Here is a 22526-nt window from a genome sequence, read left to right as displayed (position 1 = left end):
CAAGTGCGTAACGAGCTTTCTTGAACATTAAAAGGGTGCGCCAAAATTACAGCGCACCCTACCTGTTCTAACTTCTTCCTTCATTTTCATGAATTTTGCTTTAGTTTAACACCGCTGTCATATGCTCGTTCGTAATCGCCCAATGGGATGCAGTCCAGTATTTCGCTTTATTTTTCACATAGATAATTTGCGGTGATTCGTGCTTAACTCCCAGATCTTCGGCAATCTGATTGGAAACAGGACGGGCTTCAATGACCTTTATCAACAAATAATCAACATCCCTGTTCGGATTACCCGCTAAGTACTGCTTGAATTCATTCAGCGCGTTAGCGCTAACCGGACATGTAGTGCTATGTTTGAAAACAACTTGCCCCAGTTCAGCCGATTGCTCCAACACATCTTTCCATTCGTCCAACGTCGTAATTTCTTTCCATTGCATGGATAAAGTCACTCCTTTTCTTTCTCATAAAATAGATGGTTAGTACCGTTACATTGACTGGCTTCTCTCATGTACCGCCTCGTACTCCAGGAACTTCTCGCAGTCGATTGCAGCCATACATCCGCTGCCTGCAGCCGTTATGGCTTGGCGATACTTGTGGTCCTGCACGTCCCCGCAGGCGAATACGCCGGGAACAATCGTTTCGGAACTTCCAGCAGTCACAACGATGTACCCAAGTTCGTCGATATCCAGTTGGCCATTCAAAAAGCCCGTGTTTGGTTTATGGCCAATCGCTACGAAAATACCGTCAGTCTCGATGACTTCCTCAGCACCGGTCGCATTATCTTTCACCTTCAGCCCGGTCACACCATTGTTATCGGAGACGACCTCGAGCGGCGTCTTGTCCAAGCTCCATGTAATTTTACTGTTGCTGCGGGCGCGCTCCTGCATGATTTTCGAGGCGCGCAACTCGCTACGGCGGTGTACAACGCGAACTTCCGCGGCGAAGCGCGTCAGGAAATTCGCTTCTTCCATGGCAGAGTCGCCGCCGCCAGCAACGATAATTTTCTTGCCGCGGTAGAAGAAACCGTCGCAAGTTGCACAGGTACTTACGCCGCGGCCGATGCTTTCCTTCTCGTGCGGAATACCGAGCAATCTGGCCGATGCCCCGGTGGAAATGATCAGCGTCTCCGCCGTCAGCTCTCCGACGCCTTCCACCTTCAGCTTAAACGGTCTTTGCGACAAATCGAGTTCGTTTACCCAGCCATTGCGAAACTCTGCGCCGAAGCGTTCCGCCTGCTTGCGCATGTTGTCCATCAGTTCCGGACCCGTGATTCCTTCTGGAAATCCGGGAAAATTCTCTACTTCCGTCGTCGTTGTCAGCTGCCCGCCCGGCTCCGGTCCTTCAATTACCAGCGGGTTCAAGTTAGCCCGCGCCAAATAGATCGCCGCCGTCAAACCGGACGGCCCTGTTCCGATAATGATCGATTTATATGTCATTGTTGTCTCCCTCACCTATATTCAAGTATTCAATTGAATAATAAATCGTATTCGTTTCCTTGTCAATACTTGGTAAACACCGAATTGAGGGAACGCCATTATTGAGCAAATCAAAAAATCCTTCAGTATCTACCGAAGGATTCGTGGTGCAGCATGATTAAATTGTCTGTTTGGATATCGCCGTAAAATATTCTACAACGACCTCACGGAATTCCAGAGCAGCCCGCGAAATGTACCGACTCCTGTGCCATAATAAAGCGATCTCCCTTACCAATTCGTGATTCTCTACTTGGAGATATTTGATATGTTCCAGTGAAGACCTTGCCGTGCTTGGTATGAAGGCTATGCCAATTTCTGCTTCCACAAGAGAGATTAGCCTTGCAGGTTCATCTCCCTCGTACACATATTTAGGTACAAATCCAACCGATTTGCATATAGAGTCTACTAGATCGCGAGTACCGTAGCCTCTCTTTACACCAACAAACCATTCATCCCTTAGTTCTGTCAGGGATACGCTGCTTCGGTCTGCCAGTCGATGCCCCTTTGGAACAGCTACAAGGATCGGGTCGATGAACACGATTTGAAATTCAATGTCATCCCCTTGTATAGGAGGTGAGGACAAGCAGTAATCGACCTCTCCTCTATGAAGAAGCGTAACCATTTCCTTCATGGTTAGCATTTGCACATGAAATTGGATATCTGGCCGCTTTTTCCGAAACTCTCGAAGGATACTTGGCAACGTGCTTGCGGTGGTCACCGCCAATTCGAGTGTGCCATGTTCCGGACTGAATAAATCGCTAATCTCCTGCTTCCCCTGCTCCAATTCAAACAACGCCCTTTCTGCACGGCGAAGGAATCTACTTCCGAACTCATTCAATCGCAGCTTCCTCCCAGTTCGATCGAATAGAGGGACCCCTAAATCCTCCTCCAAGCGTTGAATCGTTTTGCTTAGTGAGGATTGAGTAACGTGTAGACTTCGTGCAGCTTCGGTCACATGTTCCAATCGAGCTACCGTGAGAAAATATTGCAGTTGAAGAAGTTCCATTTCGCACCCTCCATTCATTCCTTCAAATCAATGAAATCATAACATAAAATGCGTTGGAATAAATAATCGATTTCAAGTACGATGACATCAATACAATTTGGAGGGTGACAGAAATGAATGCTCGCAGCAGGTGGTTGATGATTTCCGTTGGCCTTGGGATACTATTGAACCCATTAAATTCTTCCATGGTTTCAGTTGCTATTCCAAGGCTGCAAAATGTGTTCCAACTTGACTTTACAGTTGTTTCCTGGATTATTTTTTCTTTCTACATTGCAAGTAGCATCGCTCAACCTGTCATGGGAAAAGCCAGCGATTTATTCGGTCGCAGGAAGATATTTCTTACGGGGCTTGTTGTAGCTTTCGTTGCATCCTTATTAGCTCCAATATCTCCAAACTTTGGGTGGCTCATCGTGTTCCGCATTGTGCAATCCATCGGAACAAGCATGATGGTTGGGGTTGGCATGGCCATTGTGCGAATTCATATTACGGAGAAACAAGCGACTGCGCTGTCTGTCTTATCCATATTCCTATCCGGAGCGGCAGCAATTGGACCCTTTATTGGCGGGGTTTTGATTCACTGGTGGAGCTGGCCTGCTATCTTTTTCGTCAATATTCCGTTCGTGGTAGCGAGCTTTATATTGGCTTGGAGGCATATTCCTAAGGACGTAGCGCCAACATCCGTTGTACGGGGCATGTCCTTACGTAAATGGTTTGATTTGATTGATGCGTCAGGGATCCTACTCTTCACAGTGGGACTGGTTGCCCTGCTCGCCTCCTTACTCTCAGCAAAATCATCTGGGCAAATCTCATTAAGTAATGTTATCGTCGGGCTGATAGGCCTAGTTGCGCTGGGGGCTTTCGTACGACATGAGTTAAAAGCGAAGTCACCCTTTATTCCTTTGCGCACATTCGCCAAATATCCTGCGATGACTTGGGTCAATGTTGAATTCATGCTCGTTAACGTACTTTTTTACTCGCTCTTTTTCGGGCTTCCGTCCTACTTGCAAATGGTACGTCATGTCAGCGAGTTCCAAACAGGGATTCTCATGCTAAGCTTAGGCTTGTGCTCACTCGTTACTTCTCCAATAGCAGGCCGATGGATCGATAAATCAGGACCCAGGCCGGCATTGCTCGCGTCGGCAATACTGATGACACTAGGTTCGGTGTGGCTCGTGACATTGAATCAAACTTCACCGGTTATCAGTGTCTGTTTGGCTTTGGCTGCCTTCGGTATTAGCAATGGGCTAAACAATGTCGGTATGCAAGCGGCTTTGTTCAACAGTTCTCCAAAAGAAATAATCGGTGTAGCATCCGGATTATTTAATACATCCAGATACCTGGGAACCATTCTCTCTTCCTTGTTGATAGGCATCGTAATGGGAGGTAGCTTCAGCTTCGGGGGATTTCGAGTGCTTGCGGTTATCCTCACGGTAATTGCATTGTCCTTGGTATTCATGAGTCGCCGACGCCGGGAGTCAGGGCAATTGGAAGTGTCGTAGAAATGCAAACAAATAAAGAGGTGAGTGTCATGACAACTTTCAACATTAAGGATTGGTCCTCGTGGGATCAAGCCTGGCAACAAGCGCATAAGCAACACGGAGATCAAGCCATCTCAATGTGGGACTCCCGAGCTCAATCCTTTGCCGGGAATGCCCTCGGAAATGCGGGTAAAAGACGGACAGAGCAAGTCATTGGGTGGCTGGATCAGCTCGGCGTACGTTTTGAGGACGCCAAGGTACTGGACATCGGTTCCGGCCCGGGAGCTTTTGCCGTTCCCTTTGCCCTACGTTCCGCTCAGGTGACGGCTGTTGAACCTTCTTCGTCCATGATCGAACTGCTGCACCAACATGCTCACAGCCACGGCGTTGCCATCGAAGCAGTCGAGGCATTATGGGAAGACATCAATGTCGATCACGAAGGCTGGAACCAAGCCTTTGATCTTGTATTCGCCTCCATGATCCCAGCCATCAGCAGCTGGGAATATCTCGAAAAAGCGCTAAAGTGCGCCCGAAAGTATTGCTTTTTGAGTACATTTGCCGGCAAACGAGAGCACAACCTCATCCGCGAGTTGTGGCCGCTGCTGATGGGCGGGGAACAGCCTGCCATGCGTTTGGATATCGTCTACATGTTGAATCTGCTCTATGCCCGTCAATATCAATTCGACTTTCGCGTGTTCGAAGAAAAGCGGGAGGATACGATGGCGCCTGAGGAGGCGCTTGCATACATCATGCAATTGCTGCCCGGTTTCCGTATCCCCATTCATGCCGACACGAAACAAAAGGTACAAAGCTATATAGCCGAAACGTATCCGGATGCGGTGCCGATTCGGACGGCGACTCGCTTTGGCCATATTCTAGTGTCTTTATAGATTGGTGGGATTCAGATTGAAACCCGTTAAGATCATTCTTACTTCAACGAAATCAAAAAGGAGCCGCTTCAAAGCAGCTCCTCTAGATGTTTATTCGCCAAATTGCCTAATGAGTTTCATTTCATAACTTAGGAATAAAACGAACGATATATTTTCCAGTTGGGGATTTCATTCTACGGGATTGAAAAGTGGAACCTAAATATTCAAAAGAGACGTTCGAATAGTTTCCTTTGCGTTTAGCATCCTTGCAATAAACAATTTTAGTTTTTTCTGGGTGGGCGATAAGCTTATAATTCTTCAATCTTTGTTGGATCTGGGACAGGAATGCTTTTGCGGAGGATTCACTTTTAAAATGACAGATTATGTCGTCGGTATAACGTTCAAACGGAATTTTGGGATGATTCTTTTGCATCCACACGTCAAAAATATGGTGCAAATAAAAGTTGCCCAGTAAAAAGTTTAATTTATTGCCTTGTGCGAGTCCTTTCTTTTTTTCGATTAATTTCCCGGATCTCGTTTGTTCAGGTGCTTTCATCGTACGGTGTGTGTATAGCAATACCCATTCATTCCGAATGTGTTTTTTTAACATATTCATAAGTAACCGATGATCGATGTTATCACCAAATTTTTTAACATCTAGCACAAGTGCCCAGTCATAACGTAAACACCGCTTCTTAGCCATTCCTAAGGCTTCTTTACGTGCTTCCGGTTTTTGCTTATAGCCATAAGAATTCGGATGAAAAAGAACTTCCAATTTGGGAGACAATTCATTCTTCAGGATAGTCTGTACTATAAAATCTCTCACTGTTGGAATCCCTATTGCTCTTAATCGGCCTTTCTTCTTGCGGATGAAGACCCTGCGAACAGGAGATGGCCAATACTTGCCGGATGTCAATTGCTCCCGCTGTTCATTTAAAAGTTTCGTTCGATTCCGTTTAAAATCTTGGATTGTCTGACCATCTACTCCTACTACTTTGGTTTTCTTGGATTGCTTGAACGCCTCCAAAAATTTTTTGGGTGGTATTACAAATCGTCTAACTCTCTTCACACCAACACTCCTTTTAGTTCAATACGTTGTGTTAAGTGTTAACATCATATGTTTTAGTGTTTGTTTTGACTGTGTGGCAACCCACCTAATTGGGCTGCAATCTCAGCTATCGTGATAAGCAAAATTTCCTGGGAAAATAAAAAGCAGACATAAGCTATCTATCCCCAAGTTATGAATCTCACACCTTGTCGACGTTAAAGTAACGTGCTTCGGGATGCGCAAAGACAATGGCCGAGACCGCAGCCTCCGGCTCCATCATGAACGACTCCGTTAGTTCTACACCGATATCCGCCGGCTTCAGCAGAGCGAAGAGCGGCGCCTGATCTTCCAGGTTCGGACAAGCAGGATAACCGAAGGAGAAACGCTGACCGATATATTTCGCTCCAAAGCGCTCCTGCATCGTCATCTGAGGGCTATCTGCAATTCCCCACACATCACGCATGATATGATGAATTCGCTCTGCGAAGCCTTCTGCAACCTCAAGTGCAGTAGCCTGCAGCGCATGCGACTTGAGATAATCCCCTTTTTCGCGCCACGCCTTGGCAAGCTCGTTGATCCCATGTCCAGCAGTGACGAGCAGGAAGCCCATATAGTCCATTTGGCCGCTTTCCACCGATTTCAAGTAATCTGCCAAGCAATAGTAAGGCTCAGTCTCCTGCCTTGGAAAGGTAAATGTGTGTAGTGCTTTACTTAGATCATCCGGATCATAGACAATGACATCGTTGCCGTTAGATTGCGCTGGGAAAAAGCGATACATCCCGTGAGCTTGAATAATCCCTTTTTTCTGAGCATCATTCAGAATAGCATCCACGGTATCTTTCAGCTCTAAAGCTTTAGCATCCTTCTCTTCTAAGAGCCGATCTACTTTGCCTTTCAAGCCTAGATGATGGCCAAGCAGCATCTGCATGTTCACATAGGGCATAATATGGCCGATTGGATAATCTCGCATGATGTGCCTCTTTATATCTGGCGGCACTTGAACCGGAACGTCCTTCGAAATCGTAGAGGCATGAACCCGCGTCAACTTCGGCAGTAGATCTTCCTTTTTACCGGATTCCATGACATTCGATTCCTTGCTCTCCCTCAGCTCTTGAATGAGCCGCTTCTTCTGCTCAGGATCGCTTAACCGGTTAGCAATGTCCAGTCCGTCCATCGCATCCTTGGCATACAAAACCAACCCTTCATATTCCGGAGCAATGCGCGTCTTCGTGAATTTGCGGGTCAGCGCAGCGCCTCCGACCAGTATCGGCACCTTGATGCCTGCGTCCCGCAAATCCTGTGCGGTAATAACCATCTGCTGTGCCGATTTAACGAGCAGACCGGATAATCCGATGGCATCGGGCTGTTCTCTTCGAAAAGCTTCAATGATCTGCTCTGGCGGAACTTTGATGCCTAAGTTCACAATCTTGTATCCATTATTGGAGAGAATGATCTCTACGAGATTTTTACCGATATCGTGAACGTCACCTTTCACCGTTGCGAGAATGATTTTCCCCTTAAGCGCAGACTGATCCTTCTCCATAAAAGGCTCCAGATAGGATACGGACGCCTTCATGACTTCTGCACTTCGCAGAACCTCGGCTACAATTAGCTCGTTGTTATTAAACAATCGTCCAACTTCAGCCATTCCTTTCATCAACGGACCGTTGATGACTTCAAGCGGAGCCTGTATCTTCAGTGCTTCTTCCAGATCAGGAAAGAGTCCTTCCTTCGTCCCTTCGATGACATAGGAACCGAGGCGGTCTTCCAGTGAGAGGTTCGATATTTTTTCTTTCTTCTCTAGCTTTTTCACCCGAAAATGTGTGACAAACTCGGCCAACGTCTCGTCGTTCGTATGATAGATTAGATTCTCAGCAAGTCGGCGCTCTTCCTCCGGAATCGAAGCGTAGCGCTCCAGTTTCTCGGTGTTCACGATGGCGTAGTCGAGTCCAGCCTTGGTGCAATGGTACAAGTAAACGGAGTTCAGCACTTCCCGGCCTGCATCAGGGAGGCCAAAGGAAATATTGCTAAGACCGAGAATCGTCTTACATGCCGGATATTTGGCTTTAATAAGTTTAATTCCTTCGATCGTTTCCACAGCGGAACCGAGATACTGCGGATCGCCAGAACCGACGGGGAACATGTTCGGGTCAAAAATAATATCATGCGGTTCCAAACCATATTTATGAGTCAACAAGTCATAGGCCCGCTCCGCGACCTCGATCTTAGCTTGTCTGGATACGGCTTGACCTCGTTCATCGATGAGGATCATGACGACGGCTGCCCCGTATTTATGGATCAAAGGCACAATAGCAGCGAACTTGGCTTCGCTATCCTCCAGATTAATCGAGTTGATGATCGCTTTGCCTTGCGAATATTTCAAACCAAGCTCAATGATGTGATCATAGGTGGAGTCGATCATGAGCGGTGCTTTTACTTTCTTGACCACTTCCTGTAGAAAATGCTCCATCGCATAAGCCTCGTCAATATCGGTATCCTGTAAATTGATATCTATGACGTGCGCACCATTCTTCACTTGTGCTCTGGCGATTTCCGAGCCTTCCTCGAACTTTCCTTCTTTGATTAATCGTTTGAACTTTCTGGAACCGGAAATGTTCGTTCTCTCGCCGACCATGATCGGACGATTCTCATCTTCGATATAAACGGTCTCGATCCCCGACACCGCAGCGGGATGAATGCCATAGTTTTGACGAGGAGAATACTGACTCATTGTCTCTGCTAAGACGCGAATATGAGCAGGTGTCGTTCCGCAGCAGCCTCCGGCAATGTTAAGCCAGCCTTGCTCGGCAAAACCGGCCATCTTCTTAGCCAATGACTCCGGCGATTCATGGTAATGTCCGTTCTCATCGGGCAAACCGGCATTCGGGTAACAACTGATCGCCGAATCGGCTATTTGCGCTAACGTGCGAATATGATCACGCATAAACTCCGGGCCTGTCGCACAGTTCAGACCAATGGAGATCGGTTTTAAATGTTCCAGAGAAATGTAGAACGATTCGATATTTTGACCTGCCAGCGTTGTCCCCATGGGTTCGATCGTTCCTGATATCATAATGGGCAGCTGGGCACCGAGCTGTTCGAAGGCTCTTCGTATGCCGATACTGGCCGCTTTCACATTGAGCGTATCCTGTGAAGTCTCGATTAACAGCGCATCAACGCCGCATTCAATCAAGGCTGCCGCCTGATCGCAATAGCTTTCTTCCAACTGTTCGAAGGTCACGCCTCCTGTGACAGAGAGCGTCTTGGTCGTTGGCCCCAGAGCCCCTGCCACGTAACGAGGCCATTCCAATGTTGAATATTTCTCTGCCGCTTGAATGGCCAGTTTCGCAGCTGCGACATTAATTTCTCTCGATTTATGTTGGAGAGCATATTCTGCGAGTACGACTGTCGTCGCACCGAAGGTGTTCGTTTCTATCATGTCGGAACCCGCAGCCAAATAAGCTTCATGGATGTTCCGAATAATATCCGGACGCGTTAGGACGAGCACCTCATTACATCCATCCAGTTCTTCCCCGCCAAAATCATCGGCTGTTAGATTCGCCTGCTGAATCATTGTCCCCATGGCGCCATCCAGGATCAGAATCTTCTTTCGCATTTGTTCTTGAATCGATGGTTTTTGCATGGTTAATCTTCCCTTCACTTGATATATAAAGCACATCCCCGCTTTAATTTGCAAAAAAGATTAGCAAATTACAACGGGGACTCGATTTTCCAGGGATGAAATAGATATCAGTGTCGTTCATGGATGCTAGCCAGCACTCGGTTGTTATCTGTCTGGATTTTCCTCTTACCCCACTTTCGTAAATACTTGCTAGGGATGTGGAACATACTCTTCAGTCTTGCTGAGGTCAGATAGCGTGTTGGAAGCGAAATCTTCATACTTGAGAACGATATCGGTCTGGTTGCCGCTACGCAGAATCCCCAGTCCTCCCCATATCTCTTCATGACATCGAAATGATAGGGCACTACATAAAAACCGGATGCTTTGAGCGTTGCCATTATACTCCAGACGAATTCTGGCATCTCTGACATCAAGGAGCTCGCGATGGTAATGACTCCCCCTGGTGCCAAGCGCTTTTTCAGGAGACTGTAAAACTCTCTGCTGTAGAGACGGCCGAGCGCAAGAGATTTATAGCTAGGTTCTGGAACGTCGATGATGATGACATCCCACTTCTTCTGGCTCTTCACCACGAACGCCCTACCATCCTGAATGACCGTTCGCACCTTAGGATTTCTCAAAGACCCTCTATTGAACTTCACCAACGGCTTCAAATTCTTGCCTAACTGCATCATGACGGAGTCGATGTCAACGACGGTGATCGCCTTTACATCTCGATAACGGAGAACTTCACGCGTTGTAATTCCTCCGCCGCCACCGATCATCAGAATGTTCTGCTTTTTCTTGGCAAAGGCCATTGGTATATGGACCATCGATTCGGCCCACATGTTGTCATCCTCCGTCGTGCCGAACATCACATAGCCATCTCCATAGATCAGCACTTTGCCATTGGCTTGCTTGACCACCGCGATTCGCTGATAGCGCGTCTTAATTCGGCGCAAAATGCGATACTTCCCATCTGGCTCATCATCCTCTGATACATAATCCCGAAGTGACGCAACTCTTGCTTTTATAAGTGACATATTGATTTTATTATTCGATATAATCTGCGCTTTTTTATAAATCACGATTATCCTCCCCTTATGGTTGAAAAATTTTGTTCACTACAATCGTTTGATCACGGTCTGGTCCAACAGAAAAAATAGAAACTGGAATACCTGTTAAAAAACTGATTCTTTCAATGAATTGACGCGCATTTTCAGGGAGTTCCTCCAATGACTTGACTCTAGTAATATCCTCCGACCAGCCGGGGAGTTCCTCATAGATTGGCTCACACTTTGCTAAGATATTAAGACTAGCGGGGAAAGCTTCCATGACTTCGTCGTTATACTTGTATGCCATACAAATCTTTAAGCTATTAATTCCGGTCAAAACATCGATCGAATGCAGAGAAAGTCCTGTTACTCCACTCACTCGGCGAGCATGGCGAACCACAACACTGTCAAACCATCCTACACGTCTTGGACGACCTGTCGTTGTTCCATATTCATGACCAACTTCACGAATGTGCTCGCTAATTTCATTCCTTAATTCAGTTGGAAATGGACCATCACCTACTCTTGTTGTATATGCCTTGGCTACTCCTATCACTTGATGAATTTTAGTGGGTCCAACACCAGCACCGATACAGACCCCTCCTGCGATCGGATTGGAAGAGGTGACGAATGGATAGGTTCCATGATCGATGTCTAACATGACACCCTGGGCACCTTCAAACAAAACTCCTTTTCCTTCATCTATTGCATCATTAAGCAGAACAGACGTATCGCTCACATAGGGTCGGAGGATTTCTGCTACTGCCGAATATTCATCCAAAAGATCATCTATAGCAAAACCTTCTACCCCGTAGATTTTTTCAAACAAACGATTCTTTTCTTCCAGATTACGTCTTAATTTGCGTTCGAACTCCTCATGATCCTGAAGATCCGCTATACGAATGCCCATGCGAGCATATTTGTCCATGTACGCAGGTCCAATTCCTCTGCGCGTTGTACCAATCTTATTCGAACCTTTAGCATCTTCTTCTACTGCATCTAGCTTGATATGGTAAGGAAAAATGACGTGCGCCCGATTGCTGATCCGTAAGTTATCCGTACTCACTTGGTGACTATGAAGGTACTCGATCTCTTTAACAAGCGCCTTTGGATCAATCACCACTCCGTTTCCAATCACGCAAATTTTATCCTTATAAAAAATTCCGGAAGGAATCAAATGCAGTTTATATTTGTTTCCGGCAAACACGATGGTATGACCCGCATTATTGCCGCCTTGATAGCGGGCGACAACGTCCGCTTTTTCCGCTAAATAATCGGTAATCTTCCCTTTACCTTCATCCCCCCACTGCGTTCCTACAACAACGACGGTTGACACCCAGCAATCCCTCCTTCATGGCCCTTACTCTTCACATACCTCGTCAACTCTGCCGTCATTTCATACCGCATAAACGGAGTAATTAGATAAATGCCTTTAAAGTAATGGTGAACGGTATCCACGAGCTCCATCGCAATTTCCAATCCTTGTTTTCTTGCATCTTCGCCTTGATAGCGGGCCATCTTAGCAAGTACGTCATCTGAGAGCCGTATGCCCGGGACTTGATGATGAAGAAATTCAGCATTCCGATAGCTGGTTAATGGCATAATCCCAATAAAAATAGGAATAGATAACTCCTGAGTAGCTTGCGCGACCTGTTCGATTTGTTGATGACAGAAAAGAGGTTGACTCATGGCATAATCCGCACCTGCTGCGATCTTTTTCTCCAGTCTCTCAACAGCTTTGTTTAAATGCCGTGTATTGGGATTGAAAGCCGCCCCAACGGTAAATGCCGTACGTGTTTTAAGGGGATGACCTGAGAATGAGATGCCCTCGTTTAACTGTTTAATCCGGCGAATCATTTCAAATGAAGTCGTATCGTATACAGCAGCAGCATCCGGAAGATTGCCATAGCGCGGAGGGTCGCCCGTTACAGCGAGTACATGATCAATGCCCAAGACGTAGAGTCCCATCATATGAGACTGTTGAGCAATCAAATTCCTATCGCGGCAAGACACGTGTAGGAGTGGGCGAATCCCAACCTGCTCTTTCACGAGTGTCCCCATCGCCATATTACTGATACGGGTCATCGCGAGCGAGTTATCTGCCATAGTAACCGCATCAGCTCCAGCGTCTTTTAACGCTATTGCCCCCTCTAAAAAAAGAGAGTAATCCAGATCTCTTGGAGGATCTAATTCCACAATAATGGTCGTTTGTTCTTGAACCATCTCCGGTAATGTCCTTTGCCTAGGAGGATCTGAACCTTTCTTCATTCTCTCACCCCTATTCTATTAAAATTTACTATATTCTATGTGATAGAAACGAAATGGTTTGGATGAGTTGCTATAATCATGCCTAAATATAGCGTTTTGGTAGAATGCACATTACGTATTTAGTAGATTGCGAATATACATACAGTAGGAACACACACCATAATGGTATAAGGGGTTGAAAACATGAATCTGCCTCCTTCTGTTTTAGTCATAGGAACGATTTTCATAGATTGCAAAGGATTCGCCCAGCACAATTATCATCCAACTACTAGAAATCTCGGTAATATTCAGTTTGTCCACGGTGGTGTAGGAAGAAATGTGGCTGAAAATCTAGCAAACCTCCATGTAGCGACATGTTTTGCTTCCTCCGTGGATGCCTCTGCAATTGGGAAAGAAGTCATAGAAAGACTTCAAAAGTCAAAAATAAATACCAAATATCTTATCGAGACTGAACAACTGGGAATGGGCATGTGGCTGGCAATCTTGGATGAAAAAGGCGATCTAGCCGGTTCCATCTCCCAAATGCCGGATCTCACTCTCTTACAAGAATTGATTTCATGCAAAGGTAAAGAAATGATTGGGCAATCCACTCATATCACGCTTGAATTAGATCTTAATTTCCAAATTGCCGATAGCATCATCAAGCTAGCTGCAGAAGAAAAGAAACCGATCTACGGCGTTCCCGGCAACTTAGACGTGCTCTTACGTCATAGAGAGCTATTAGATCATTTAGATTGTTTTATATGTAACAATTTTGAAGCAGATCTATTTTTCGAGCTAGCTTTTACGAATTTAACTATCGCCCAAAAACTAGAGTCTCTTATTGAATTTGTTGATCGGACGGGAATGGGCTCTATGGTGGTTACATTAGGAGAAAAAGGGGCTGTCTACTACAATCCCCAAACCAAAGAAATTGGATATCAACCTGTCTTTCCCGTCAAACTTGTTGATTCGAGCGGAGCAGGAGATGCTTTCTTTTCGGGTACAGTCATGGGATTAGTAAAGGGGCTGTCTTTAAAAGAAGCAGTGATTTGTGGAACTAAGGTGGCAGGCTGGACCATTGAATCTACTGAAAACACATGCTTGGATCTGTCCATAAAAATAAAAGAGGATGAGTTCTTTATAATATGAAGTAAGAATGGGCAGGGCTCATTTTAGGTCATAATCATAGGCAAGTGACGAAGAACGTCCCGTTCCATTCCGATGAGTGGAAACGGGACGTTTTCTATTTTTTAGAGGGGGGTGAGGGAGTGTCTTTTGATGAAGAGCATACCGCATTTATCCGTCTTCCTCTTGAAAGTAGGACGGGGGAGCGTCGAGGACGGCTGGAGAGAGGCCATCGACACGGTGAACGGCTGTTTCTAAGCAATGTCTGGTGGCCGCTACGTGGAAGTTTGAAAGACCTTCATCCGGAATACGAAGTACTCGATTGGCGGGGCAGATCTTACTTTGCCGATTTTGCCTGGCTGCCGGGATGGGATTCCACGTCATTTCCTTCGCTTACGACGACGTCGAACAGCGTCCAGATCTGTGTATCACTTTGCTGCGCATGGTGCTGAGCAGGTATGTTCCCAGCCAGACACCAATCTCTTCCGCGCTATTTGCCGAGAAAGAAATTATCCGACTCGCGATCCAGCTGGCTCAGCCGCTCCGACCAAAGGATGTGGAGCTTCACTTCAAGATCGATCACAAAACTGCGGTTCTTATGTTGAAAAAGTTATGTACAAAAGGCCTGCTGCTTCCTTCTTTTCGCGGCAACGGAGAAAGGGTAGTTAGGTATGAATTGGCTCCTGGCGTGCTAGATTACTTTGATTAAAGGGAAAACATCCTGCTAATTGCTCCGTTTGATCGGTTTACAACCCCTATAGCTGGATAAGCTCCCGCTAATTCAATCGAATTCAGTCAATTTTTCAACCATTCGTCGATTTAGATGGAGGTTTTCCAGTTAGACGCATTTCGCTCTATGCAGGAGTCAAATTTGATGGAGGATCTCCCTCTATTTATGGCTGCGAGCGACGGGGGTGGCGTGGTTGGGGACTTGGGATCGGTTGAAGCTGGATCAACCCTGCTCCGTACGACTCGATTACCGTTGTATTAAACTGCTACCGTTAACGCAACAGGGCTGCCAACATCTCAGCGGTAGCCTAGTTGCCGTAAAGCATTCGAGCACGATCACAGTTTATGGGTTCATTTATAGGTGTCTCTAGGAAATAGTCCAACTGCCATTTCTGAGTTTTTTGAGCCTGGTGGCTTGTAGTCTTGTCCCAAGGTGGATAAACCCGTATTGCCCGTTTACCGCCTTCACCTTGATTCGATACTATATTTTGATTGAATAGAACCTGCTTTGGAAATACAAATTGGCCAAAGTTATTCCCATTGCGGGTACTAATTACGAAGAAATCGACTGGATCTGATATATCATATGGTTGGATCGATCCATTCCCAATCCTATGCCATAGTGTCACAAACTGCCCTACTTTAGTAGGAGTGATTTTAGCAACACGAAATCTAATGGAGAGAGAATTTAAATGAAATAAATAGGCCCCATATTCAGCATTTTGAGCTTCTTCAAGTGGTTGAGAGCAATCAAACCCGCACACGTTATAGACGAGATTCTTGGTAACAAGCAGATCACTATGAATGATGTATGAGGAAACCCAGGAGTCTTGATCATTAGGGCATGCTTCTGATAAATTATTATTTTTCTTATCCATCTATTCTAATCTCCTATGCCTATTATTAGGCTTATTTCATGATCCTTCAGCGTAAGCATACCCCTTTTAAATAAGCGGAAAAGCTCTCGATATTCATCCGGATATGCCGATTGTCACCTTCCAGCTTGCTCATCATAACTCCGCCTTCCATGACGGAAAGAGTGAAGGTAGCTAAAGCATCGATATCGAGGTCAGCTTTGAATTCACCGCTTTGAACACCTTGAGAAATAATCGCTTTCATGTTGTGCAGCGTACCCTCCAGTCCCAACTGGGCTTTTTCGCGTAAGATTGGATGACCATCGTCACTTTCGGTAGCTATGTTAAGGAGGGGGCATCCTCCGATAAAAGGCGGTGCTTCCACCACGTTTTCGTATACATGTAAATAGGCTAGCAGCTTGCCAAAAGCTGTTTCTTGCTGATTGACGGCATCTTTAATTTTCCCACCGACTACGCTGCCTGCATAGCTATAAGCTTCAAGGGCAATTTCGTCCTTACTGGCAAAATGGCGGTAGATGCCGCCTTTCTTAATGCCTGTTAGCTCAGTAATATCTGACATGGATGAACTTGAATACCCTTTCTGGTTAAAAAGCTCAGCTGCCTTAGCGATAATATGTTTGCGGGTGATTTCTCCTTTTTTCATGTTAGTTCCCCTTTACGCACGTGAAATAATAATTTCATTATACCAAATGACATTGATCTATTGAAAAGGAAAGCCTTTATGTTATACAATGATACCGTTCGGTATCTTTATTGAGTGGGGAGGAGCTTCCAATGGGTATGACATGGTTCAAGGAACCCAAGTATGCGTGGATCGGATTAGGCTCGCTTTGGATAATCGGATTTATTGGCGCACTGACGCGGTTCATCATGGCTTATTTTCAAGTTCAAATATCAGAAGATTTAGGGATCAGCCGTGGATTCATTTCTATGGCATGGTCAACGAACTTATTGATTGCAGCCTTATGCGCCCCCCTGGGAGGATGGCTTGTGGATCGATATGGCCCGAAGAAGGTTATGCTGGTCAGCGCAGTCATAGGTATTTTAGGAACTGGCACCGTTGTATTAGGACATCACTCCATCGTCTTCTTTATCGGTTACGGGGTTATCTCTGGCTTCGTCGGTATTGGAACGACCACAACCTATATGTTGGTGTTTGAATGGTTTAAGCATCATCGTGCCAAAGCTACAGCGCTGTTAGCGAGTGCTTCCTCTGTAGGGTTGGCGGTCAGTACGCCGATTTTCGTTTCATCAAGCTGGTTGACTTGGAAGGATGCCTTCCTAACTTCATTTATCCTAGGTATTATCGTGACCTTGCCAGTCATTTGGTTTGGTATTAAGGGGCCTGGGCCGAAGGGTAACAAAGCAAAGAAAGTCCAAGAGAATGAGCTCATTAAAGTGGAAGACCAAGAACGCCCGAAACTAGTCAGCAAAGGAATAGCCGCACATCTGCCTATCTTCATTGTGGTCGCCTTCGCATTGTTCACCTGCGGCTTCAATATGGGGACAGTGGAGATGAATTTGGTCGCCATCCACCAGTTGGCGAGTGTGTCGCCTAGCATGATCGCATTATCCATGAGTGTACTTGGCGTTATGGAAATTACGGGGTCACTCATTTTTGGCTATTTTTTGGACCGAGTCAATAAGTTGGTTATGATGATCATTTTGTATGCCATACGCATTATGGGGTTTGCTTTCCTCTTTATGCATGTGGGATGGTCGCCTGTCCTTTTTGCCATGGCCTTTGGTATTACATATTTGAGCGCGATTCCTGGGGGATTGCTGATCGTCAATGAATTCGCAAAAGGAAAAGGCAAACAAACTGGCTTCCTACTTCTTTTTCATCAAGGGGGAGGCATTCTCGGTGCATTGATCGGGGGAGTTTCCTTCGATTACTTTAACAATTATCAAGTACTCATCGGTGTTGATGTCTTCATCTGCCTGCTCGTGACACTCGCTTATTTCTTCCTATTTACAACTCGGAAGCGAAGCTTTCGACTTCAACATATAAAAGCCTCTGCCTAAGTAAAAGGGTGGAGGCTCATGCCTTGAATAGGGAAAGGACTAGTTATTTTTCAATTAAGTTACTAACGACATATCGGGCATCGTCCCCAACTCCACGTAATGTTGCTGACGCAAATGATCTTTGCCCAGAAAGCCCAACAAAGTATAGCCCATCCGTAACATTACTTACTCCAACCTTATGTCTTGGAAATCCACGATCATCTAAAGCATTCAATTCCGATAAGAAAGATAAATTAGGCCGAAACCCAGTAGCAAAAATGATTGCATCAACGTTCTCTTTTTCCCCATCCCCCAAACAACACCCTCCTCGTACAACGATGTAAACATTGGTCTTTGATTCGGTTTTCCACTCTCTAATAGTTGTTTAAACCCTGCCGAATCAATGACAGTTGTTGGCTCAGGCACAGGACGGCCAAACAAAGGAAAAGGGAATTTATCTAATCCTGTAGCAATTAACCAAAAGTGCAGATCGCGCCCAAGCTTGACCTGAGGTAGGAGTTTAACCTGTGTTCGAACCGCTAGTGTCGTAGTGGATACCTCCGAGAGCTCAACACCTATTTGAACCGCTGAGTTCCCACTCCCGACAACAATTACGCGTTGGCCTTGATAGGGCATGGTATTCCGATACACAGAAGAATGAATAACTTCACCTCGAAACTCTGCTAATCCAGGAATATCAGGTAAATAGGGTCTGTGAAATGAGCCTGTTGCACTTATGACAGATTCAGCTTCAAGAATCTCCCCACTTGTTGTTGTAACTTGAAACCTCCCATTAAATTTCTCTACTTTTTCAACACGAGTGTTTGTCTTCACCGGCATATTATACTTAGAGGCATATTCTCGAAGGTATGAAATCACTTCATCCCGCGAGGGATAGCGATTGCTCCCACCTGGGAATGGGAAACCTGGCAAAGAAGAATACTTAGCGGACGAGAACAACTTTAGGCTATCATAATAATGAAGCCATGATCCAACTGGTTCAGGACCGACTTCTAGAATGAGAAATGACAGACCATATTTTTTAAGGTAATATCCCGCAGCAAGTCCAGCTTGCCCTCCACCGATTACAATGGTTTTATACATAATTCTCTCACAACCTTACTCTTCATTTATTGATACATAGCACCTATAGAACCTATAGTAACTTTTCCATTAATGTCGCTTATTTTTGCATTTCGAATGATCTTACCAACACCTCATTAAATGAATTTTAAAATAGTTGATAATTGCAACTATTGATTTACGCTGCTATTCCTCCTCATTCCTACATTACCTTTCATAAACCAAATGATACTTAGCAGCAATAGAAGCGTTGCAGAAAGCCAATAAGTCATGGTTAAACCAATGAAATGCTCAGAAAAATAACCAAACAACGGTCCCATGGACGCCCCCACATCGGATACGACTACATACATGGTCATTATAAATGTTCGAGAAGACCCGAATGCGATATCCGAAACCATTGCATCCATAATTGTAGATAACAAAGTTGTAATAATGAGAAGTGCAAGTAGATCCAGTAACCAAAAGGCAAAAGGTACCTCAAAATTTGTCGCAGCCATAAATATCGAAGCCAAAGCAAGTGAACCGATAAATAACGGTCTGCGTCCCCACTTCTGGTCAGATAGTCGACCAAACCAAGGAGACATAAATAAGCCTAATCCCCATCGTACGGCCTGAAGAGTACCAGCTAGGGTGGCGGCTCCTATAACTATTTCATAGAACATAAACGACTTCTTGTGGTGAACATCAATCAGATGACTCAACGTTGCAGTGAGCATGCCGTCAAGACACATACCAACTAGAAACACAGAAATTAAAGTCTCTTGCAATGCTGGAAGTTTTATAAGCATCCTCTTTTGGAGTGGTACACCCTCAGATTTAATTTGTTTTTTTGCCCTGGGAACAAACTTGTAAACAGCAGGAAGTACAAGGAATGCCAGAACACCAAAAGTTGTAGCAACAGCCCGTAATCCAAACAGCTCTACACAAATACTACCAGCAAGCATGCCCACTAAACTGCCAATTCGATAAAGTCCGTTGTAAGTCCCCATGAAGTAACCTCTGTTTTGGTCATCAGATAATTCGAGGATCATGAAGTAAGAGCCCAAACGTAATAAGGACCAAGCCACACCCCAAGTACACCGCAGAACAAGCCAACTATAAAGACCATCTACCCATCCGTAAAGTAATGTAGTCATTCCTGCTATGAATACGGCCAAAAACACACCATTTCTGATACTGATTTTGTTGTACAACCATCCAATCAATGGGCCGAGCGGTAATCTCACAAAGCGGTTTGCCGAGAGCAAAATTCCAACTTCTATGAGGGATGTAAGTCCCACATCGTTCCAATGAATCGGCAATACAACGTAGAGCATCGAATCACCGAATAGTGAGACCGCTGTGATGAGTGCCAAGATAATAATAGGTTTGAGATGTGCATTTTCTTTAGTTTGCTCTCTGATCAACGAACTTCTCCTTTCAAAATAAAAAGCGGCATTGCCCTAAAGACAACGCCGATGTAATCTAGCTGCAGCATGAAGATTTCGATGCCACCGGTTTGGTAATTGGTGCACAACAAGAACTTACTTCATCAGATTTTGCTACTACTCGTTCACTTTTTTCAGGTTCACAGCTTGAGCTACTTTTGATACTACATACCCCCGTTTCAGGCAGTTCAAGTTCAACCCTCTCAGCTGCTTCACGATCGCCAACTAAAGCTGCAACAATAGATCTCACTTGTTCATACCCTGTCGCCATCAAGAAGGTCGGTGCTCTACCGTAGCTCTTCGATCCAACAATATATAAATCCTTCTCTGGTTGTCTTAGCTCATTCTCCCCATGTGGTCTAACCGTACCGCAGCTATGAACATTCGGATCTATTAGAGGCGCTAAGTCAAACACGCTTTCCAAGCCTGGATCTGCAATCACCCTAACTTCTCTTAAGAAGGAAAAATCAGGACGGGAACCTGTATTCGAAACGATCTCATCAATCGCATCAATTTGGGCCAACTCGCTGTTTAAAGAACCAATAACCTGAATTTTCTCCCCATCCTTTTTTAACTTTTGAATATGAAATGGCGTCATCACTTTAACCTTACCTGATTCAACTAGCTTCTGAATACGCGTTCCGAGTTCTCCTCTCGCAGCCAGCTGGTCTTGATCCCGCCCCCCGTAAACATCCTCTAGTCTAGATTTTCTTAGTACCCAGACAATTTCAGTCTCCTGTACCTGCCCCTTAAGCTCCCTAAGTTCCAAAAGTGTATTGATCGCGGAATGACCACTGCCAACAACAAGAACTTTCTTTCCACTATAGCGATTTTTATGCTTACCAAGAACATCGGGGATACCGTAAAATACTTGTTTACTTAAATTTTGTTCCTCCGTTGTCCATACACCTTCAGAAATGACTGGATTCGGACTGGTCCAGGTACCCGAAGCATCGATAACAGCTTTGGCCTCAACTAAGAAGCGCTCACCATTTTTCTCAACATGCAAGACAAACGGAAGATCGTCGCGTCCATGTGTTTTCACCTTATTTAGGCCTTTTCGGCTCACCGCGGTCACTTTAGCATTCAAATTTATGAAAGGTTTGATTTCAGGTAACTCGGCGAAAGGCTTAAAATAGTTCTCAACCATCTCTAATCCAGTAGGGATTTCCGAATGATCCGGAGCTATCCAACCATGTGAAGTCAGTAGCTGCCGTGCTGCTTTATCAATATTGTATTCCCATTGAGAAAAGAGACGTACATGAGCCCAGTTAAGGACACTGGCCCCCACCGCATTACCTGCATCAAACATTACAAAGGATTCTCCCCTTGTAACTAAATGTGCCGCTGCAGCAAGGCCAACAGGCCCAGCACCTATAATTGCTACAGGCAATTTTGCTTTCGATAGAACTGTATTTTTACTCATTGAAGATACCTCCATATAATAATTTCTTTGTCATCCATTTAAGACGTTTGCTATTTTCGAAAGACGCAAACTTACTCACTCTTAAGAGCAAGCACATGCACAGCAAGCACTTTGATTTTGGTTAATCCGGAAAAACCTTACTAACTTTTTGAGAATAAAGCTAAATTGTTTTTGCCCCTGACTTTGGGCCTCTTTTGCTATGATTACTTGTTTGCCATGCTGTTCTACATACATCAGTTTTGGATTGATATCGTGAAATAACATTTAAAACCACTCCTTCATCAAATTATATTGATATATAAATCAAAAAAAATTGATTTATATTATAAAAAAATTTATGATCGACTCGGTCTAAAAATGCAGCACAGCTCTTCTGAAAGCAATCCGTTCACTGCAGAATTATTGATCTCGTAATAACTCCAGGTGCCAATGATTTCTTTCGTAATTAGATTGGCGTCTAAAAGGATCTTCAAGTGATACGATAACTTGGATTGAGCCATTTCCACGATATCGCATAGGTCGCAAACGCACGTTTTTCCCCGCTGTGTTAACTCATTCATGATTTGCAGTCTCTTGCGATCCGCCAAGGCTTTAAACTTTGCCTCATACGTTTCAAAAAATGAGTCGTTCGGTGCAGTATTTATCTTTACTTCATGTATTGGGATTATTGTTTTCATTATTTTCACCCGATTCATTAATCAATTTTTTTTGATTTAATAACAATATATACCAATGTAAATCAGATTGCAATAGTTTAATCAATTTTTTTTGATTAACAAATATTCATTAAAACCTTCTCGTAACGCCTGGATCACTTGTGCCAAGTAAACCGTATTCTACAGTACGATGGCTGCTACCACCAGATTAAGAGTGGAAGCACTTTAGGGGTTCGTAAAATAGTTTAAGACTGACCCCAATAAAAGAAAAAGCGGCATGGCTAGGATGCTAATATAAAGTCTGATATGCCGCTGTACCTAGCTTTGTCTTACGAATTGTAAGACAAGCTGTACTCAACTATAGTTTCTCCGTTAGCTCAATACCGTGTCACACAA

The 22526-nt window shown here is 44.9% G+C and carries 20 protein-coding genes; 5 read left to right on the top strand and 15 right to left on the bottom strand.

Features of this window, described 5'->3' with window-relative positions; genetic code table 11:
• Positions 1–100: 100 nt before the first annotated feature.
• The 3 genes from ytxJ to GC102_RS37550 all read right to left on the bottom strand — a co-directional run bounded on the left by ytxJ (position 101) and on the right by GC102_RS37550 (position 2483).
• The gene (gene ytxJ, locus GC102_RS37560; protein WP_171694040.1) at positions 101–439 is read right to left on the bottom strand and encodes a bacillithiol system redox-active protein YtxJ; all 339 of its coding nucleotides are present in this window, start codon (positions 437–439) and stop codon (positions 101–103) included.
• A gap of 48 nt (positions 440–487) precedes the next feature.
• Positions 488–1438: a thioredoxin-disulfide reductase gene (gene trxB, locus GC102_RS37555; protein ID WP_171694039.1), complete on the bottom strand. Its 951-nt coding sequence runs from the start codon at positions 1436–1438 to the stop codon at positions 488–490.
• A gap of 157 nt (positions 1439–1595) precedes the next feature.
• On the bottom strand, positions 1596–2483 hold the full coding sequence (locus GC102_RS37550; RefSeq protein WP_171694038.1) for a LysR family transcriptional regulator: 888 nt from the start codon (positions 2481–2483) through the stop codon (positions 1596–1598).
• A gap of 113 nt (positions 2484–2596) precedes the next feature.
• Between GC102_RS37550 and GC102_RS37545 the strand changes: the two genes are divergently transcribed.
• Complete coding sequence (locus GC102_RS37545) at positions 2597–3982, top strand: MFS transporter (protein ID WP_171694037.1); 1386 nt, start codon at positions 2597–2599, stop codon at positions 3980–3982.
• Between the two features lie 2 nt (positions 3983–3984).
• Positions 3985–4851 carry a class I SAM-dependent methyltransferase gene (locus GC102_RS37540; RefSeq protein WP_171694036.1) on the top strand — a complete coding sequence of 289 codons (867 nt, stop codon included), beginning with the start codon at positions 3985–3987 and terminating at the stop codon, positions 4849–4851.
• Between the two features lie 121 nt (positions 4852–4972).
• Here GC102_RS37540 and GC102_RS37535 read toward each other — a convergent pair whose 3' ends face one another.
• From GC102_RS37535 to GC102_RS37515, 5 genes are all read right to left on the bottom strand, one after another.
• Positions 4973–5899 (bottom strand): reverse transcriptase domain-containing protein, encoded by a 927-nt coding sequence (locus GC102_RS37535; RefSeq protein ID WP_171694035.1) that lies wholly within the window; start codon positions 5897–5899, stop codon positions 4973–4975.
• A 178-nt stretch (positions 5900–6077) separates the two neighbouring features.
• Entirely contained in the window at positions 6078–9521 is a 3444-nt protein-coding gene (gene metH / locus GC102_RS37530) for a methionine synthase (protein WP_171694034.1), read from the bottom strand.
• Between the two features lie 107 nt (positions 9522–9628).
• Positions 9629–10585, bottom strand: coding sequence for a spermine/spermidine synthase domain-containing protein (locus tag GC102_RS37525; protein ID WP_312883500.1), 957 nt, complete (start codon positions 10583–10585; stop codon positions 9629–9631).
• Between the two features lie 13 nt (positions 10586–10598).
• Complete coding sequence (locus GC102_RS37520) at positions 10599–11888, bottom strand: adenylosuccinate synthase (protein ID WP_171694033.1); 1290 nt, start codon at positions 11886–11888, stop codon at positions 10599–10601.
• Positions 11867–12820 (bottom strand): methylenetetrahydrofolate reductase, encoded by a 954-nt coding sequence (locus GC102_RS37515; protein ID WP_171694032.1) that lies wholly within the window; start codon positions 12818–12820, stop codon positions 11867–11869. The genes GC102_RS37520 and GC102_RS37515 overlap by 22 nt, the downstream gene beginning before the upstream one ends.
• Positions 12821–13003: 183 nt before the next feature.
• Between GC102_RS37515 and GC102_RS37510 the strand changes: the two genes are divergently transcribed.
• Positions 13004–13951 (top strand): carbohydrate kinase family protein, encoded by a 948-nt coding sequence (locus GC102_RS37510; RefSeq protein WP_171694031.1) that lies wholly within the window; start codon positions 13004–13006, stop codon positions 13949–13951.
• 298 nt (positions 13952–14249) lie between these two features.
• Positions 14250–14636 carry a hypothetical protein gene (locus GC102_RS37505; RefSeq protein WP_312883499.1) on the top strand — a complete coding sequence of 129 codons (387 nt, stop codon included), beginning with the start codon at positions 14250–14252 and terminating at the stop codon, positions 14634–14636.
• A gap of 328 nt (positions 14637–14964) precedes the next feature.
• Here GC102_RS37505 and GC102_RS37500 read toward each other — a convergent pair whose 3' ends face one another.
• Together GC102_RS37500 and GC102_RS37495 are read right to left on the bottom strand one after the other, a co-directional pair.
• Complete coding sequence (locus GC102_RS37500) at positions 14965–15534, bottom strand: MepB family protein (protein ID WP_171694030.1); 570 nt, start codon at positions 15532–15534, stop codon at positions 14965–14967.
• A gap of 46 nt (positions 15535–15580) precedes the next feature.
• Positions 15581–16174: a TetR/AcrR family transcriptional regulator gene (locus tag GC102_RS37495; RefSeq protein WP_171694029.1), complete on the bottom strand. Its 594-nt coding sequence runs from the start codon at positions 16172–16174 to the stop codon at positions 15581–15583.
• 131 nt (positions 16175–16305) lie between these two features.
• Between GC102_RS37495 and GC102_RS37490 the strand changes: the two genes are divergently transcribed.
• Entirely contained in the window at positions 16306–17556 is a 1251-nt protein-coding gene (locus GC102_RS37490) for an MFS transporter (RefSeq protein ID WP_171694028.1), read from the top strand.
• Positions 17557–17766: 210 nt separating this feature from the next.
• Here GC102_RS37490 and GC102_RS37485 read toward each other — a convergent pair whose 3' ends face one another.
• The 5 genes from GC102_RS37485 to GC102_RS37465 form a co-directional block, all read right to left on the bottom strand.
• The gene (locus GC102_RS37485) at positions 17767–18639 is read right to left on the bottom strand and encodes a flavin-containing monooxygenase (protein ID WP_312883498.1); all 873 of its coding nucleotides are present in this window, start codon (positions 18637–18639) and stop codon (positions 17767–17769) included.
• Positions 18640–18788: 149 nt separating this feature from the next.
• Positions 18789–20027 (bottom strand): MFS transporter, encoded by a 1239-nt coding sequence (locus GC102_RS37480; RefSeq protein WP_171694027.1) that lies wholly within the window; start codon positions 20025–20027, stop codon positions 18789–18791.
• A 58-nt stretch (positions 20028–20085) separates the two neighbouring features.
• Positions 20086–21474: an NAD(P)-binding domain-containing protein gene (locus GC102_RS37475; protein WP_246321350.1), complete on the bottom strand. Its 1389-nt coding sequence runs from the start codon at positions 21472–21474 to the stop codon at positions 20086–20088.
• Between the two features lie 81 nt (positions 21475–21555).
• On the bottom strand, positions 21556–21738 hold the full coding sequence (locus GC102_RS37470; protein WP_171694025.1) for a hypothetical protein: 183 nt from the start codon (positions 21736–21738) through the stop codon (positions 21556–21558).
• A gap of 71 nt (positions 21739–21809) precedes the next feature.
• Complete coding sequence (locus GC102_RS37465) at positions 21810–22151, bottom strand: ArsR/SmtB family transcription factor (RefSeq protein ID WP_171694024.1); 342 nt, start codon at positions 22149–22151, stop codon at positions 21810–21812.
• Between the last annotated feature and the right edge of the window lie 375 nt (positions 22152–22526).

It is taken from the genome of Paenibacillus germinis (assembly GCF_013141785.1).
GTDB classification, from domain to species: domain Bacteria; phylum Bacillota; class Bacilli; order Paenibacillales; family NBRC-103111; genus Paenibacillus_E; species Paenibacillus_E phytorum.
This window is presented reverse-complemented; position numbering and strand designations above follow the sequence as displayed.